Raw genomic sequence first — 17,515 nt, forward strand, 5'->3', positions numbered from 1 at the left:
TCCTATTCGGGAATTCTGGCATGGGGAGGATGCGTGCTTCCTGGGTGGATCATATTCGGTTCGGCCTTCGCTTATGTCCTGCTGCTGTTTGCGGTTGCAAGTTATGGGGACAGGAACAGCCGGAAAAGAAACGCCCCGAAAAAAGGGCGACCGTTCGTCTATGCGCTTAGCCTTGCGATCTACTGCACGTCATGGACCTATTTCGGCGGCGTCGGGCTTGCCGCCGACAGGGGGCTGGAATTCCTCGGCATCTATACCGGGCCGATCCTCGCCTTCACCATCGGCATGCCGATCATTCGCCGCATCGTCGAACTGGCGAAAACGGAAAAGCTGACATCGGTTGCGGATTTCATCGCCGCCCGCTACGGCAAGAACTCCACCGTGGCGATGATCGTCGCCATCATCGCGCTCGTCGGCGCCATTCCCTATATCGCCCTGCAATTGAAAGCCGTTTCCAACTCGGTGGCGACGATGGTCGATCCCGGCGATTACGGCATCGGCAGCGGCAATCTCTATTTCCTCGATCTGCCGCTGGTCGTCACCATCGTCATGGCCGGCTTCGCCGTCATATTCGGCACGCGCCACACCGATGCCACCGAGCATCAGGATGGGCTGATCCTGGCGATTTCGATGGAGTCGCTCGTCAAGCTCGTCGCCATGTGCACGGTCGGCTTTTACGTCCTGTTTGTGCTTTTCGACGGTCCCTCGCATCTGTGGCAGCTTGCCTCCGGCAATGAACAGGCCATGAAGGCCATATCCTACCATACGCCCATCAGCCGCTGGATCGTGATGACGCTGCTTTCCGGCTTCGCCATCATTCTTCTGCCGCGTCAGTTCCACGTCACCGTGGTGGAAAACCGCACGCCGGAAGAGCTGCGCATGGCGGGCTTCCTGCTGCCGCTCTACCTCATTGCCATCAACATCTTCGTTCTGCCGATCGCACTGGCCGGCATTCTGACGCTCGGCGCAAATGGCGATGCCGATCTTTACGTCTTGCAACTGCCGCTCGCCCATCAGATGCCGGTCGTGTCGCTGATCACCTTTATCGGCGGATTTTCGGCCGCGACCGCGATGGTGATCGTCGCCTCGGTTGCACTGTCGATCATGATCTCCAACGACATCGTCATGCCGATCTTCCTGCGGCAAAAGCTGCTGAACCGTTCGCCGCACCGGGACAACTTCGCCAAAACACTGCTCAACATCCGCAGAACGGCGATCTTTGCGGTCCTGCTTCTGGGCTACGGCTATTACCGTGCCGCAGACAGTGCAACCGGGCTTGCCTCCATCGGCCTCCTGGCATTTGCGGCCATAGCCCAGATGGCCCCTGCCCTCTTCGGCGGCTTGTTCTGGCGCCGGGCCAATGCGCGCGGCGCAATTGCGGGTCTCAGCTCGGGCTTTTTCGTCTGGGCCTATCTGCTGTTTCTGCCAAGCTTCGGCGGGCCTGATAATTCCGAGGTCGCGGCGAATATTCTCGGTTTCCTGTTTTCGGGCAGCACGGTCTTCAACGGTCCCGAGGCCGATCCATTCGTGAATGCGGTCATTCTCAGCCTGCTGGTCAACAGCCTCGCTTTCGTGCTCGGCTCGCTCTCGCGCAATCCGCGTCCGGTGGAACGCATCCAGTCCGGTATCTTCGTCAAGCGCCATTCGAAATCGCAATTCGCCACGCGCGGCTGGAAAACCCGTGTCAGCGTTGGCGACCTCAAAAGCGCGATCGCCCGTTATCTCGGCGAAGAGCGCATGCTGCGCTCGCTGGCGACCTATGAAAAAACGGCGGGCAGAAAGCTTAATGACGAGCAGCCCGCCGATATGGCGCTCATTCATTTCTCCGAACAATTGCTCGGCAGCGCCATCGGCTCGTCCTCGGCCCGGCTCGTGCTTTCGATCATTCTCCAGAAAGCGGAGGATACCAGCGCGGACACGGCCTGGCTGCTCGATCAGGCGAGCGAAGCCCTGCAATATAATCAGGACATGCTGCAGACTGCTCTTGCGCAGATGGATCAGGGCATTGCCGTTTTCGACAGTTCTCAGCAGCTGACGATCTGGAACCGACGCTTCCGCACCCTGCTGGATCTGCCCGAGCAATTCGGTCAGGTCGGGGTGCCACTCACGGATATCGTTTCCATGCTGCAGGAGCGCGGCGACATGCCGGCCGGCGACACGAATGAGCTTATCACCAGTTTCCTGACCATGGACCTGCCCTTCTCGCTGGTGCTTGCGGGCGGCGAGCGGATTATCGAAGTGCGCTCCAACACCATGCCGGACAAGGGCATCGTCGCCACTTTCACCGACATCACCCAGAGGGTGGCGAGCGACCAGGCATTAAAACAGGCGAACGAAACGCTGGAACAGCGTGTGGCGGAACGCACCGTCGAGCTTACCCGCGTCAATCGTGAACTGGCGGAGGCAAGGGCATCCGCCGATGAGGCGAATATCGGCAAGACGCGGTTTTTCGCCGCCGCCGGTCACGACATTCTTCAGCCGCTGAATGCAGCCCGCCTTTATTCCTCCTCGCTCGTCGAGCGGCTTGGCGCATCGGGGGAAAGCGATCTCGTGCAGAATATCGATTCGGCGCTCGAATCGGTCGAGACGATTCTCGGCGCGGTGCTCGATATTTCCCGCCTCGACACGGGTTCGATGAAGGCGCGCATGACCTCGGTGCCGCTGAATGAGCTGCTAAAACGCATCGAGACTGACTTTGCGCCCATGGCACAGGAGAAGAACCTCGATCTGGTGGTCATGCCCACGTCGCTGACGGTGCGCTCGGACCCCAATCTGCTGCGGCGGCTGATACAGAACCTGGTCTCCAACGCCATCAAATATACGCTGACGGGTAAAGTCGTCGTCGGCGCGCGCCGCCGGGGCGGCGAGGTCGTCATTCAGGTGACGGATTCCGGCATCGGTATTCCCGCCTCCAAATTCCGCACGGTGTTCAAGGAGTTCGCCCGGCTGGATGAAGGGGCAAAGACAGCGTCGGGCCTCGGGCTTGGCCTCTCCATCGTCGACCGGCTGTCGCGCATGCTGCACCATCCAGTGCAGCTGATTTCAACACCCGGCAAGGGCACGACCTTCCGCATCCACCTGCCGCGCGAGGCGGACCGGATCGCACCCGCGAAAGCCAGCGGTACAATCGTCAATCCAGCGGCGAGCGATCGCCTTCACGGTATCAGGGTCCTGTGCATCGACAATGAGCCGAAAATCCTTGAGGGCATGACGCTGCTGTTGTCGGGCTGGGGTTGCGAGGTCCTACCCGCAGGGTCGGTGGCGACGCTGGAAGAACCGTTCCTGACGCTGACCGCAGCACCCGACGTGATCGTTGCCGACTACCATCTGGACGATGGCGACGGCATCAGCGCTATCCGTCTCATCAGGACTTTCTACGGCAAGACGATCCCTGCCCTGCTTTTGACGGCAGACCGCAGCCCGGAAGTGCGCAGCGATGCGGAAAAATACGGAATTTCCGTCCAGCACAAACCGGTCAAGCCGGCAGCCCTTCGCGCCTATATCAACCAGATATCCAGCACGGCCCGCGCGGCGGCAGAATGAAAAACTCCCGGATATTGCGATCCGGGAGTTCTTTGCTTTCTGAATGCGCCTCTCAGGCCGCGCGGCTCAACCGATCCCTGCCGGTCACTGAGCCCTGTTCCATCTGGAACCGCTGAACCAGATCGAGCAGCGCCTCCACTTCACCGGACAACACCCTGCTCGCCGCGCTGGACTGTTCGGCAAGGGCAGCGTTCTGCTGGGTCATCTGATCCATCTGGTTGACGGAACTGTTGACGTTGTGAAGCGCAGAAGACTGGTCCTGCGTCGCGGTCGCTATGGTTTCGACATGCTGGCTGACGGTGACGATCTGCCGGCTGATGGCGGAAAGAACCGTGCCCGCCTCCTGCACCAGCTTCGAACCGGAGCTGACTTCATGCGTCGACTGGTTGATGAGCTGCTTGATTTCACGCGCTGCGTCGGCGGAACGCTGCGCAAGCTCGCGTACTTCCTGTGCGACGACGGCAAAACCCTTGCCAGCCTCACCCGCACGCGCCGCCTCGATGCCGGCATTCAGGGCGAGAAGGTTGGTCTGGAAGGCGATGTCGTCGATGACCTCGATGATCTGCTCGATCTTGCGCGAGGCGCCTTCGATACGGCCCATGGCGTCAACGGCATTGCTAACGACCGAACCGGAACTGTCGGCGCTCTGCTTGGTGACGCGAACGGCCTCATTGGCCTCCCGTGCACGCTCGGCCGAGGATCTGACGGTCACCGTGATTTCGTCTACGGCGGCGGCGGTCTCTTCCAGCGAGGCGGCCTGGTTTTCGGTGCGCTTCGACAGATCGACCGACGATTGCTCGATTTCAAAGCCGCTATGCTGGATGATGAGTGTGCGTTCCCGGATCTGCCCCAGCGCATCGCGCAGGTTGAGAAGGGATTCGTTGAAGTCCGTGCGCAGCCGGTCCAGACGGCCGTTAAAGGGCGTCTCGATTGTGCGGCTCAGATCACCGCGCGACAGTCTGCCAAGGCCGGAGGCGATCTCACCGACCGCAAATTCGATCTGGCCGTCCAGCTCCTGCTTCTCGGCATCGTTGCGGTGACGTTCCGTTTCCGCCATGGAGCGTTCCTCGGCGCTCTTCCCTTCGATCGCCAGCTTCTCAAGCGCATTTTCGCGGAATATCACCAGAGCGCGGGCGATGTTGCCGAACTCGTTGCTGTTGGTGGCATAGGGGATCGGCGTATCGAGATTACCATCCGAAAGGGACTTCACCGCATCGGTCAGCTTGCCAAGCGGCTGAAGCGTACGCTTGATGACGAAATAGGCGAGCAATCCGACGCCAAGCATGGCGAGCGCGCCGCAGATCAGCATCATGTCGCGCAGGCTGTATATCTGCGCATCGTAGACATCCATGGGAATACCCACGAACAGGATGCCGACAGTTGCGCCGGTCTTGTTCGTAACCGGCATATAACCGGTCATGTAGCTGGTGCCGAACAGCGTGGCGGTGCCAAAATAGGCCTCACCCTTGGAAACTTTCGGGAAAGCGGGATGATCGATAGCAAGCTTGGTGCCTGCTGCTCTTTCACCCTTTTCGTTCTTCAGATTGGTGGTCAGGCGAATGAACTCGCCGGCCTTGGCTTCAAAAACAGTAGAGATACCGCCGTTGCCAGCTGCCGTGCGATCGACGAGATCATTGTCGCGCATCGTTCCGATGCTGGCGCGGCCCACGCTCTTCAACTCGCCATCCACCATTTCGAGGGCAACGCCGCCGACCTTCATCTCGTAGAGGATTGCCATGCCGCGCATTGCGCTGTGCGTATCGCGCAGCGCGGTGGTGATGATGTTATCCTTCAAGCGAATGTAGGTCGAAAAACCAACTGCCGCCACGCTGAGCGTGATCAGGCCGATCGTCAAGGCGACGACCTTGCCAGCAACGGACTTAAAGAGCCGGTTGTACATGAAACAGTTCCCCAAAGCCAAACTTATAAAAGTTCTAGTTGGCAACTGTTAAAAAAACGCGAAGTGTCGATAGCACCTTTTAGGGGCTTCACAGGGCCGGCAGGCGCCCGCCCGGCTTATGCGGGACGGGAAGCCCCGTCCAGGATCAATGGATGTAACCGAGACGGATCGCCTTTGCGATCGCCTGAATACGGTTGACGGAATCGAGCTTGATCGTCGCCGAACCGAGATAGGCATTGACGGTGTGCACGGAAAGCCCGAGCTTGACCGCAATCTCTTCGCTGATACGGCCATCACCCGCCAGTTGCAGGCAGGCGATTTCCCTTTCACTCAAGGCTTCCGACGGTGCCGCCTTGCGCTCGTCCAGCGCCAGCATGTCGACCATGATCTCGCAGCATTTGATGTGCTGCTCGATGACGACCTCGTTGTCGAGAACGAGATTGCTGCCGCAAAAAACGATGTAACCGTTGCCGATGGTGCCAAGCCGCACCGGCAAGGCCAGGCCCGCATAGGGCAAGGTGTCGTTCTCGATCCGGCGCAAGAGAGCCGGCACATCGGGAAGATCAGCGAAGCCGCCGGCATTCTTGTTGCGCCAGATGACCGGCAGCAGCGACGTTTCGATATGGTCGAGAAGAATATCGCCGACGGCGCGGATGAACTGGGAGCTCTGTTCCGCGGCATTCATGCCCCAGTTTTCCAGCTCGCAGGTCATCTTCTTCTTGTTGGGGAAGCCGGAAGCAGCGGCTTTCGTCACAACGAAATTTCGTGCGCCGACCAGCTTCTGCATGGCGACGAGTTTCGGAAACAGGTCCGACCGGGTTGTCACGACAGGGCTGCGGTGAAACATCCCCGTTTGACCAAAGCCCTCATTGTCCTTCGTCTGTACCATCGTTCGATGCCTATACAAGGTTGTTGCGCACGGCGTAGGCGATTGCCTCCGAGCGGGTTTTTGTCGCGGTTTTACGCATCACGCTTGTAATGTAATTATTGATCGTATTGCGAGAAATGCCAAGGATCATCGCAATTTCGTCACTGGTCTTGCCTTCGGCGATCCAGAACAGGCACTCGAGCTCACGCTCGGTGAGATCGATATCCCGCACCGCCTTCGCTTCGCTGGCGATGCCGAAACTGACGCAATAACCCGTCAGCAGGGCAATTTCGCGCAGACGCTCCGGCAAAGGAACGGCATTTTCAGGAAACAGCAGCAGCAGCGACAGCCGGATGCGGCCGACGCAGAAAGACAGGGCCGAATATTGCCGGTCGATACCGTAGGGAACGGAAACATCGTCTGGAAGGAAAAGCAATCGAGGCCGCAGAAGCGAAAGGCATTTTTCCATTTCGCTCGATCTGTTCTGGCTGTTCGTCAATTCGACGCCGAGCCTGCGCACCAGATCGAAGGGCCAGTCGGATGTGACGATGAATTTCAGCCCGGTTTCTTCGAGAAGATCATCCCGCGCCAGCAGATAATGCGAGGCGCCAGCATAGGTCACAAGCAGATCCAGCGCGCCTGAAACGTTACCGGCGGCAGCCGTGGCAGCGACATTTTTGGCAAGCTGGTCGCGCGGCAAGGGCTTACCCATGCCCTCCATAGGCTTGGCAGACAGCCTGCGGATATCAACATCGACTTTCAATCGCCTACGCCCTCTTGCTCCCAGTGGGAGATTATACATCGGGATGGAATCATTCCATTCGAGAAGCTTACCAAAACGGGATGGCGCGCCCCCGGAGACCGAATCACTTCATTTTATGGAACCGACCGGAATTTGCCATTACCTGACAACAGCCTTTCCACGTATTTCCCTGCTCGTCTATTGCTAAAAAAACATACTGAAAAGCTGGCCAATCCATAAACGGCATTCTCAGCCTATTCCCAGCAAACTGTATCGTTGCTGAATTTTTTGTAAACAGTGTCCTGAAACGAGAATGCAGCCGCGCGCCTGACAAACATACCAAAAAGTCCGTAAATGCGCAAAAGGCCGGGTAAACCCGGCCTTTTTCAAAATCACGCGGCTTTTTCCACCGCCCATTTGCGAAGAATCTTGGCTGCTCTTTCCTCGCTGATTTCCACCATGCGGGAGAGCCTGCGCTCGGGTCCTTCGCGAACCCGGCGGTTGAAGGTGCCTTCGCTGTCGCCGCCAGCCAGAAGGTCGTCGGTGCTGTCGAAGCCGAAATCTGCCCCGAAACCTTCCATGAGACCACCTGCACCCGCATCCATGCCAGGCGAGAAATCCGGCAGTTCGAGACCTGCGGCCTCCTGGCTGAGCTGGCCTGCGGCAGCACCGTTGCCGGCAACCGTGCGGACCAGAGGACGCACGCCGAGCCAGATGACAAGGAAGGCGACAGCGACGAAGGCGAGCGAATTGATGATGCCTGCCGAATTGCGGCTGAGCACTTCCATGATGCCCGGTCCGCTTGCGGCTTCGTCGAGCAGCTGCGTTTCCAGGAAGTCCATGGCAGTCAGAGTGACCATATCACCGCGATCGGAAGAAATGCCCGCAGCCGAGGTTACGATCTTCTGCATTTCCGCAAGATAGGCATCGATCTTGGCCTGATCGGCGGGTTCACCGACCATCTTGGCGATGCGGCCCTTGTTGACGACCACGGCGACCGAAAGCTTCTCGACGGTATAGCCGTTCTTGACGGTGGCGACCGTTTTGGAATTGATCTCGTAGTTGGTCTGCTCTTCTTTCTTCGCGGACTGGTCGGAAGACTGCGGGCCACCGGCGCCGCCCTGCGGCGCTGCCTGCGGCACGTTCTGCTCCACGGTCGCTGCCGTGTCGGGCTGCGTTTCCTGGGACTTCTGGTCTTCCTTCACCGTGCGGACGGAGCGCTCGACGCGTGATTCCGGATCGTAGACCGTTTCCTGAATCTGGCGGCTGTCGGTATTGAGCTGCGCCGTGACGCTGGAGCGGAAATTGTCCATGCCGAGGAAAGGCGCCAGCGCCTTGTCGATATTGGTGGTGATTTCCTGCTGAACGTTCTGCGCCAGTGTCAGCGAACGGTTCATGGCGGCATTGGTGACATCGTCACCGGAGGCCAGAAGCTGGCCCGTCGAATCAAGCAGGGTCACGTCATCGACTTCAAGGCCGGGAACGGCCGAGGCGACGAGGTGACGGATGGAGGCGGAGGCCTTGCGCCCGGCGGTGGCACTGGCGCGGATCATGACTGATGCCGTGGGCTTCTGTTCACCACGGCGGAAATTGCCGACGTCAGGCATGACGATATGGACGCGTGCGGCCGCAACCCCGTCGATCTGCTGGATGGAGCGGCTGATTTCGCCCTCAAGGGCGCGAACCCGCGTCACTTCCTGCATGAAGGAGGTCAGGCCGAGAGAGCCGACATTGTCGAAAAGCTCGTAACCGGCATTGGCGCTGTCCGGCAGGCCGCGCTCGGCCAGCAGCAGACGCGCCTTGCTGGTGAGCCCGACGGGAACCTGGAGGCTCGCACCATCGGTTCCAACCTGAAAGTCCAGCCCCGATTCGGCAAGCGCAATGCTGATCTTGTTGAGGTCGCTCTTTTCAAGTCCCACATAAAGGGTCTCGTAAGCGGGACGGTTCACATAGAGTGCCGCTGCAAGGATAACGGCCATGGACAAAACGCCCACGCCGCCCAGCATCAGAAGCCGTGTCTGACCCAGCGCCGCGACATTCTTCAAGACCTGAGGGATTTGATTTAACAGATTCATTCTGTTCCGCACCGTCATTCATAGAGTCCGAGACCTTTTGGCCCCGTGGTGACAATAGGGTGCGAAGCTTGCGCGAGCGTTGCCTTTCTCCGTTATCCGCGAAGGAGGATGAATGGCAGCCGGAAGGTCTAGAACAGGTCGAAGTCGCCGGAGGCCTTGTCGAGCGGCTGGGAATGGCCATGGCGGAACGCAGCGCCGAGCGCCTTTTGCATTTCGGCAAGCTTGACGAGGCTGAGTGCCGTCGAGACGTCCACGATCCAGTCACCGGGAATGGAGCCGGTGATGGTATCGATGAACTCTGCGAGGCCGCGGGTCTTCTGAACGGCAAGATCGATGCCCTGCAGCAGCTTGACGCCATCGCTGGACAATTCGCCGCTGGTCACTTCCAGCAGTTGTGGCTCGATGCGCTCAATAAGATAGGCGACGTCGTGCAGTTCCGATACCACGCGCATCAGAACGTCCGGCAAGGCTTCTTCGAACGGAGTGGTGCCGGTGTGGTCTGCAATCTGCATTGGAAACTCCGTGACTAGAAAAATTCGATGTCGTTGGCGACGGGTTTGGGCGCCGGCACCGGACGCGTTTCCATCGCAACGGTCTTCTGGGTTTCCGCGCCGCTGAGCGGATGCTGCCGCGCACGGCCTGAGACCGGCCAGAATTCGATCTTGCGGCCGTGTTCCCCGCCCGTGGAGGAGCTTATGACCGGAATGCCTTCATCCTTCAGAAACTGCATGGCGAAGATGGCATTCTGCTCACCGACATTCGAGAAGCTGGCGATCGTCTTCGCGCCGCCGAAAACCTTGGCCTCCAGCCGGTCGCGGCGGGCGCCCTTCTTCAGAAGGCCGTTGATCAGAAGTTCCATGAGATGCACACCGTAACGCGTTGCATCTCCCCCCGTCACATTGCCCGTTCCCGGCAGCAGGAAGTGGTTCATGCCTCCAATGCCGGCAACGGGGTCTCTCAGACAGGCGGCCACGCACGAACCGAGTATCGTCGTCATGACCACGTCGGGATCGTTGACAACCTTATACTCGCCCTGAATGATATGTACGCGCTTGGCCGCAGCTTCAATCATTTCAGCGATCCGAAAACCGCTTCGATGGCAGCGCGCATCTTGTCGATGGTGAAGGGTTTGGCCAACACGTTATTCGCGCCGAGCTGTGCTGCCTTCTGCACCAGCGCGCGGTCGCCCTGCGCGGTGAGGATGATGAAGGCGGCCTTCTTGGTGGTCGGATTGGCCCGCACGGCGTGCAGGAAGCCAAGGCCGTCCATCTTCGGCATGTTGAAGTCGGAGATGACGAGATGATGGGGCTGCTGCTCCATGATCTTCAATCCCTGCTCGCCATCGCCAGCGGCAGTAATCTGCTTGAAGCCGAGCTGTGTCAGCGCATCGCTGAGGAGCAGCCGGCTGGTCACCTGATCGTCGACGATCAGAACTTTGATCTTTTCTGCGAGAGACATTAGTCAGCACCTTCTTTACGGGCAGTGGTTAGTTTCAGGATTTCTTCGCCGATGGAGGCCAACGGCAATTGCTGTTCCACGGCGCCAAGCTCATAGGCCACACGCGGCATGCCGTAGACGACACATGTTTTTTCGTTCTGGCCGACGGTGCGCGCACCGGCATGGCGCATTTTCAACAATCCGGCTGCACCATCGCGGCCCATGCCGGTCAAAATGACGCCGACGGCGTTGCGTCCGGCAAGCTCGGCCACCGAATCGAACAGCACATCGACGGAGGGGCGATGGCCGTTGACGGGATCACGCTCGATGAGCCGGCAGCAGGGCGCGGTACGATTGGCGATCTGCAAATGACGTTCGCCGCCCGGCGCGAGGTAAATCTTGCCGGTTTGCAGGCGTGCGCCGTCCGTCGCCTCTTCCACGACGGGTGCGCAGATGCGGTTCAGCCTTTCCGCGAAACTCTTGGTGAATGTCGGCGGCATATGCTGGGTGATGACGGTCGGCGGGCAATTGGCCGGAAACTTCTGAAGCACGGCGATCAAGGCCTCGACGCCACCCGTGGAGGAGCCGATGGCCACAACTTTGCGGCCGGCGCGATAATCGCTGACCGGGGTCGGTTGCACTGCCGCTGCTGTTTCCGGGCGCGCCGCACGATAGGCCGCGTGCTGCGAGCGGGCGGCGGCCTTTACCTTGTCGGCAAGATCGCCAAAGGGACGCGCATCGCCGGGAGCGGGTTTGCCGACACAGTCGAAAGCGCCGATTTCAAGCGCGGCAAGCGAGGCGTCAGCGCCGCGATGCGTCAAGGACGAGACCATGATGACCGGCATCGGCCGCAGGCGCATGATCTTTTCGAGGAATTCGAGGCCGTTCATTTCCGGCATCTCGATATCAAGCGTCACGACATCGGGATTGAGCTGCTTGATGGCGGCGCGCGCTTCCATGGCGTTGCCGGCCTGGCCGACCACCTCAACCTCCGGATCGGCCTTGAGGACGGCCGAAATCAGGCCGCGCATCGTTGGAGAATCATCAACGACAAGAACCCGTGCGAGCGCGCTCATGCCTTCCTCCCCGAAGCGTGACCAATGAAGCGGTATGTGGTGATGCCGGTATTGTCGAACAGGTTCTTGGCATCACCGGAGACGCGTTCGGAATGGCCGATATAAAGATGACCGCCTTCCGGCAGCAGCCCCGCGAAACGCGACCAGATACGCGTCTGCGTCGGCTCGTCGAAATAGATGACGACGTTGCGGCAGAAAATGACGTCGAAATTGCCCTTGAAGGGCCATTGCGTCATCAGGTTCAATTCGTTGAACGTGATAAGGCGCTTGACCTTGTCATCGATCTGGAACTTGCGACGGCCACCGGCATCGACTTCCGTAAACCATTGCTTGCGCATGGCGGGAGACACGGTTTCGAGCGCATTGTCGTCATAGACCCCTGCCCGGGCCTGCGCCAAAATCTTCGGGTCGATATCCGTCGCCAGGATTTTGAAATCGTAATCCGCCGCATTCGGGAACATGGCGAGCACGGTAAGCGCGATGGAATAGGGCTCCTGCCCGTCGGAACAGGCCGCCGACCAGATGCGGACACGTCCGCCGCTTTTCGCCCGCGCGATAAGACCCGGCAGGACCTCGTCACGCAGATGTTCGAAATGATGGTTCTCACGGAAAAAGCGGGTGAAATTCGTCGTCAGGTGCGACAGCATTTCGCGCCGCGCCTGGGCGCCATCCGGGGAGGATACCAAAGCGCAATATTCGCGGAAACCCGACAGGCCGAGATTGCGGATATGCTTCGACAGGCGGGAATAGACCAGCGACGCCTTGGTGTCGTTGAGATAGATGCCCGCATCGGCATAGATCATCGCCGCGATTTCCGACAGGTCGCGCCGTGTCAGCGGGTATTCGCCGCTGGCAAGGACATCGTCGGGAGACTGGCGCTGATCGCTGAAATTAAGTGCTGCCATGAACGATCCGCTTTCAACCTGTCGCCGCAAGCGACATTTCCTGCTTCAGGGGCTGTCCGCGCGAGGCGCTGACAATGGCATCGACATCCAGGATGAGCGCAACGCGTCCGTCACCGAGGATGGTGGCGGCGGCAATGCCCGGAACATGGGTATAGTTGGCTTCCAACGACTTGATGACAACCTGGCGCTGACCCTGGATCGCATCGACCATCAGGGCGCGCTGGCCGCCGCCTTCCGATTCCACCAGAAGAGCGACACCTTCGACCGGATCGGCCTGGGTCGGGCGGAAGTTCAGCACACGGCCGACATCGACCAGCGGGCAGAAGGAGTTGCGGATGGAGATCAGCCGCTGGTTCGCGCCAAAGGAGTGAATGTTCTTCGCTTCCGGCTGCAGGGTTTCCACGATTGCCGTCAGCGGCACCACCAGCGTCTGGCCGGCAACGGTCACCACCATGCCGTCGAGAACGGCAAGCGTCAGCGGCAGGCTCATGGTGAAGGTCGAGCCAAGGCCGGGGCGCGAGGAGATGCTGATGCGGCCGCCAAGCGCCTGAATGGAGCGCTTGACCACATCCATGCCGACGCCACGGCCGGAAATGTCGGAAATCTTGTCGGCGGTGGAGAAGCCCGGGGCGAAGATCAGATTGTCGATTTCTTCATCCGTCAGGTTCGCATCGGCGGCGATGAGATCGTTGTCGATTGCCTTCTGACGAACGCGCTCACGGTTGATGCCTGCGCCGTCGTCCTGAAGCTCGATCAGGATACGGCCCGAGCGGTGCTTGGCCGAAAGCTTGATGGTGCCTTCCGGGTTCTTGCCCGCCGCTTCGCGTTTTTCCGGCGTTTCGATGCCGTGGTCGACGGCGTTGCGGATCATATGCGTCAGGGGCTCGGCCAGCTTGTCGATGACCGTCTTGTCGACTTCGGTGTTTTCACCTTCGGTGACGAGGCGGATCTGTTTGCCGATCATGTCGGCGACTTCGCGGACGATACGCGACATGCGCTGGAAGACCGGCTTCACCGGCTGCGCGCGGATCGCCATGACGCTGTCCTGGATTTCGCGCGTGAGCTGCTGCAGCTCGTCGAGGCCCATATTGACGGCCGACGTGCCGCTCGCATCGTTTTCGATGACACTCTGCGACAGCATCGCCTGATTGATGACGAGTTCGCCGACGAGGTTGATCAGGCGGTCGACACGGTCGAGGTCGACACGGATGGTCTGGCCGGCGCTGGCATTGGCGGCAGCATTGGCGTTCGCCTGAGCTGCGGCAGGCGCTGCCGCCGCCTCACGCTTTTCGATTGCGGCATTGACGCTCTGGGTGATCTGCGTCGTCGCAACGGCCGTTTCGACGGCTGCGGCAACATAGGACACTTCCGCCGCGATGGCTTCGACGGCGGGTTCCTCTTCCGGTCCGCTATCGAGAGCCGAGAGATCGAACGGAACCGGGATCATCGGAAGCTCTTCCTCATCCGCGGCAGCATCCGACACAACGGGGGTGATTTCGAGATCGCAGTCCCATTCAGCGAATTCGAAGACGCTGCGGATACCCTCTTCACCCTTCTCGGTCGTGATCGAAACCGTCCAGGAGAGATAGGATGCTTCAGGATCGAGCTTGTCGAGCGAAGGCAGCTCCGACATGTCGCAATTGATGCTCATTTCACCGATGCGCGAGAGATCGCGCAGAAGAAGGGCAGCCTCGTTGCCTTTCGAATAAAGCGATGCGTGCGGCTTGAAGGTGATATGGAAGGTCGGCGCTTCCATCAACGGCGTGGTTTCGTCGGCAAAGTCCGAGAAGGAGAATGGGATCGGCTCGAAACCGCTCTCATCCGTCGGCTTGGGTGCGACGGGTTGCGGCGCCTTGACGGCAGCTGGCGCTGCCACCGGCGCGGAAACCTGTATGGTTTCGCCGTTTGCCAGCGCTTCCAGTTCCTTGACGAGGCCGCGGGTGCGGCTTTCATCGACGCTGCCGCCGTCTCTGGCCGCATTGGTCAGGTCCGCCAGCACGTCGGCGGAGCGCAGCATGACCTTCAGAACATCCTGTGTCGGCTCCAGCTTGTTGGAGCGGACGCAGTCGAGGGTCGTTTCAAAAACGTGGGCGAAGGCCACGAGATCATCGAGACCGAAGGCACCCGCCCCGCCCTTGATGGAATGAACGGCACGGAAAACGGCGTTGACGGTTTCCGGATCGCGGTCGCCGTCATTCAATTTAAGAAGCCCCGATTCCAGTTCGGCGAGCTGCTCCTCGCATTCCTGGAAAAAGATTTCCTTGATTTCGTTCATATCCATCGTGAAATGTCCCGTATCAGGCGGTTACGCGTTCAATGGCATCGATGAGTTTTGCAGGATCGAACGGCTTGACGATCCAGCCCGTCGCACCGGCCTGACGGGCGCGGTTCTTCTTTTCCGCATCGCTTTCGGTCGTCAGGACCAGGATCGGGATCGCGCGATACTTTTCGTTGCGCCGTACACCCTCGATGAAGCCGAAGCCATCGAGACGGGGCATGTTGATATCGGTCACGATGACATCGGGGTTGCTCTGCTCGAGCACTTCGAGGCCCTCAATGCCATCTTCGGCCTGAATGGTTTCGAAACCGGCATTGTTAAGGGTGACCAGGAGCATGTTCCTGATCGTCCGGGAATCATCCACGGTAAGAACTTTTTTCTTCACTTTTGCATCTCCTTGGGGAGCAAATGGTCAATATCGACGCCTATCAGTTTCATCGTCTTGTCGAATGCATCAGACACCTTGGCAAAACCGAACCGCTTGCCGTCCTCTTCCCAGGATTTCGCGCCGGCCATCAGAACCTGGGCGCAAAGCGCGCCAATACGCTCAACCTCTGACGCATCGACCGACAAAGGTGCCCCTCTCAGCGTCATCAGCTTGCCGTGCAGGGCCGATGCTTCGTTGAGATCCAGCACCGGTGACAGTTTCAGCGTCGCCTCAGCTGCTTTTCTGGCTGCCATTACATGACTCCCTGACGTCTGAATTGTTGGTAATCCTGGCCGTAATCCGTGCGATTATCCGCACGGGCCATAAATGAAGTGTCCTGCCGGTCCGCACCGGATACCGCTTTCGCCTGCACCTGACGGGCAATGCGGAATTCGCGGATGGTGCGGCCGAGTTCCAGAATAACGGTATGAAGCGCGTCGGCCCCGGAAGCGCTCGCGCTGATATCGACGGCGTTCCGGCCGGCTTGCCTTTGCTGCTCGCCGATATCGGCCGCAACCGATTGCAGTTCGCCGGCCTGCTCGGCCGTATGCCGGGAGACTTCCGCGATCATGTCGTTGATGCCCGAGACCTGCCGGACGACGCCGCCGATTGCATCCTTCGTGCGGTTGACCATGCGCACGCCGCCCTCGACCTGCGTCTTGGTGGTGCCGACCAGGCTCTTGATCTCCCTTGCAGCGTCGGCGGAACGCTGGGCGAGCGCCCGGACCTCCTGCGCGACGACCGCGAAACCACGTCCGCTTTCACCCGCGCGCGCCGCCTCGATGCCGGCATTGAGGGCGAGAAGGTTCGTCTGAAAAGCGATCTCATCAATCGTGCCGATGATCCTGCCGATCTGTTCGGCGGATTGTTCGATGTCAGACATGGCGTCAATCGCCTCGCCGATCGCCCGGCCGCTCTCGACAGCCGCCTCGCGAGCACGGGAAACAGCCGTTTCCGTGGCCGCTATGCGCGCGCCGTTTTCAGCAACGTTCCCGATCATCGCCTGGATGGCGCGGGAGGTTTCGGCAAGCGCTTCGGCCTGCTGGCGGGAGCGTTCGGCGATGGAGCGGCCCATATCGGCAAAACGCGCGCCGAGCGCTTCAGCCTCGCCGATGCTGTTTTGCGCCGCGATCAGCGATGCGCCGATCGTTTCCAGAGCCGTGTTGAAGGACGCTGCAACATCGCGATAGGCTTCCGGCACTTCACCGCCGATGCGGGCCTGCAAATCGCCCGCGGCAAAGGCCGTCAGTGCCGTGCCCAGCAACTTCGCCGCTTCCGAGCGGTCATTGTCACGCTGTTCCGCCAGTTCGCGGCCATGGCGCAGGCGCAATTCGTTGAAGCGCAGCGAAACGGCGATTTCGGTATCGACCATTACCAGACGGACGACATTCTTGACGGCTTCCGCCAGTTCACGGGTTTTCTTGCGGTTGCCGGGCAGGATGGAGCGCGGTGCATGTTCGGCCACCAGCCCACCGACGAGATGTTCCAGAACCACCGCGTGGCTGGCGATCTGCCAGCGCGGATCGAGACCCATGCGGCTGGCATTGTCGGAAAGAACCTTCACCCGCTCGGCGTAAAGCGCATCGAAACGCGCATCGGTCAGAACGCTCCAGTGCGAGGATTGCAGATCGTGCAGGCGGTCGAGCTGGTTTTCGCTTTCGAAAGACGGAGAACAGTCCGGCATGGACTGGAAGCGGGTCATCACGTCCCGCAGGCCGGCCTTGACGTAAGGCTCCAGCATGCTGCGATAATTGCGCAGGAAATCGGATTGCGTCTCATCGAGGCCGGCAAAGCGCAACCGTCCCGCCAGGCTTCCGCCTGCCGATCTGCGCGCTTGATCTGATGGCAAATCCTGCCCCAACCGACGTCCCCAACAACATGACGGCCGGTAAAACCCGGCCAAATTGGCCAAGGTTCAGAACGCCAGCACCCTAAAGGGGATTTTTGAACGAACATACCCATCGCGGACGATGCGGCATCGACGCCTGCCAGACCTTCTTGAACCAAGAAACGAAATACCGGATCGGCACCGGTACGGCAGTGCGGCGTCATGCCTGGAAGGGGAGAGAACCCCATTCCGCCGTGGAAATACCATCAATCTTTATGGTTAATTCCTTGCTTGAAAGTTAAGAAACATAAGCACCGGCGTCAAACGGTAAAATTTGTAAAAGCTTTTAGCGATTGTCGCCCTTACTTTGCCGCAAACGGGCGAAAACGAAAAGGAATCAGACGCTGCGGGCGGTTTTTCCGGCCTGTGCGCTGGA

The 17,515-nt window shown here is 59.8% G+C and carries 14 protein-coding genes; 1 reads left to right on the forward strand and 13 read right to left on the reverse strand.

The annotated features are described in order from the left end of the window. Positions 1–33 precede the first annotated feature (33 nt). Positions 34–3,543 carry a PAS domain-containing hybrid sensor histidine kinase/response regulator gene (locus AC1ROR_RS10605; RefSeq protein WP_498589364.1) on the forward strand — a complete coding sequence of 1,170 codons (3,510 nt, stop codon included), beginning with the start codon at positions 34–36 and terminating at the stop codon, positions 3,541–3,543. Between the two features lie 52 nt (positions 3,544–3,595). On the opposite strand, the gene AC1ROR_RS10610 is transcribed toward AC1ROR_RS10605, so the two are convergent. From AC1ROR_RS10610 to AC1ROR_RS10670, 13 genes are all read right to left on the reverse strand, one after another. Continuing rightward, the gene (locus AC1ROR_RS10610; RefSeq protein ID WP_498589365.1) at positions 3,596–5,443 is read right to left on the reverse strand and encodes a methyl-accepting chemotaxis protein; all 1,848 of its coding nucleotides are present in this window, start codon (positions 5,441–5,443) and stop codon (positions 3,596–3,598) included. 145 nt (positions 5,444–5,588) lie between these two features. After that, the gene (gene visR / locus AC1ROR_RS10615; RefSeq protein ID WP_498589594.1) at positions 5,589–6,290 is read right to left on the reverse strand and encodes a transcriptional regulator VisR; all 702 of its coding nucleotides are present in this window, start codon (positions 6,288–6,290) and stop codon (positions 5,589–5,591) included. A 52-nt stretch (positions 6,291–6,342) separates the two neighbouring features. Then, positions 6,343–7,074 (reverse strand): transcriptional regulator VisN, encoded by a 732-nt coding sequence (gene visN / locus AC1ROR_RS10620; RefSeq protein ID WP_035227854.1) that lies wholly within the window; start codon positions 7,072–7,074, stop codon positions 6,343–6,345. Positions 7,075–7,445: 371 nt separating this feature from the next. Then, on the reverse strand, positions 7,446–9,128 hold the full coding sequence (gene fliF / locus AC1ROR_RS10625) for a flagellar basal-body MS-ring/collar protein FliF (RefSeq protein ID WP_035227857.1): 1,683 nt from the start codon (positions 9,126–9,128) through the stop codon (positions 7,446–7,448). A gap of 128 nt (positions 9,129–9,256) precedes the next feature. Next, entirely contained in the window at positions 9,257–9,640 is a 384-nt protein-coding gene (gene cheT / locus AC1ROR_RS10630) for a chemotaxis protein CheT (RefSeq protein ID WP_003493786.1), read from the reverse strand. A gap of 14 nt (positions 9,641–9,654) precedes the next feature. Beyond that, on the reverse strand, positions 9,655–10,200 hold the full coding sequence (gene cheD, locus AC1ROR_RS10635; RefSeq protein WP_003493784.1) for a chemoreceptor glutamine deamidase CheD: 546 nt from the start codon (positions 10,198–10,200) through the stop codon (positions 9,655–9,657). Beyond that, positions 10,197–10,586 (reverse strand): chemotaxis response regulator CheY2, encoded by a 390-nt coding sequence (cheY2, locus tag AC1ROR_RS10640; RefSeq protein ID WP_003493781.1) that lies wholly within the window; start codon positions 10,584–10,586, stop codon positions 10,197–10,199. The genes cheD and cheY2 overlap by 4 nt, the downstream gene beginning before the upstream one ends. Further along, entirely contained in the window at positions 10,586–11,641 is a 1,056-nt protein-coding gene (gene cheB, locus AC1ROR_RS10645) for a protein-glutamate O-methylesterase CheB (protein ID WP_003493779.1), read from the reverse strand. Before cheB ends, cheY2 begins: the two co-directional genes overlap by 1 nt. After that, the gene (cheR, locus tag AC1ROR_RS10650) at positions 11,638–12,546 is read right to left on the reverse strand and encodes a protein-glutamate O-methyltransferase CheR (protein ID WP_003493776.1); all 909 of its coding nucleotides are present in this window, start codon (positions 12,544–12,546) and stop codon (positions 11,638–11,640) included. The genes cheB and cheR overlap by 4 nt, the downstream gene beginning before the upstream one ends. A gap of 13 nt (positions 12,547–12,559) precedes the next feature. Then, positions 12,560–14,827 (reverse strand): chemotaxis protein CheA, encoded by a 2,268-nt coding sequence (locus AC1ROR_RS10655; RefSeq protein ID WP_498589366.1) that lies wholly within the window; start codon positions 14,825–14,827, stop codon positions 12,560–12,562. Between the two features lie 16 nt (positions 14,828–14,843). Beyond that, positions 14,844–15,209, reverse strand: a complete 366-nt coding sequence (gene cheY1, locus AC1ROR_RS10660; RefSeq protein WP_003493773.1) for a chemotaxis response regulator CheY1 — start codon at positions 15,207–15,209, stop codon at positions 14,844–14,846. After that, positions 15,206–15,505: an STAS domain-containing protein gene (locus AC1ROR_RS10665; RefSeq protein ID WP_003493771.1), complete on the reverse strand. Its 300-nt coding sequence runs from the start codon at positions 15,503–15,505 to the stop codon at positions 15,206–15,208. Before AC1ROR_RS10665 ends, cheY1 begins: the two co-directional genes overlap by 4 nt. Continuing rightward, positions 15,505–17,100, reverse strand: a complete 1,596-nt coding sequence (locus AC1ROR_RS10670; protein WP_498589367.1) for a globin-coupled sensor protein — start codon at positions 17,098–17,100, stop codon at positions 15,505–15,507. Before AC1ROR_RS10670 ends, AC1ROR_RS10665 begins: the two co-directional genes overlap by 1 nt. Between the last annotated feature and the right edge of the window lie 415 nt (positions 17,101–17,515).

This window comes from Agrobacterium sp. GW821-FHT14E08 (genome assembly GCF_058803865.1).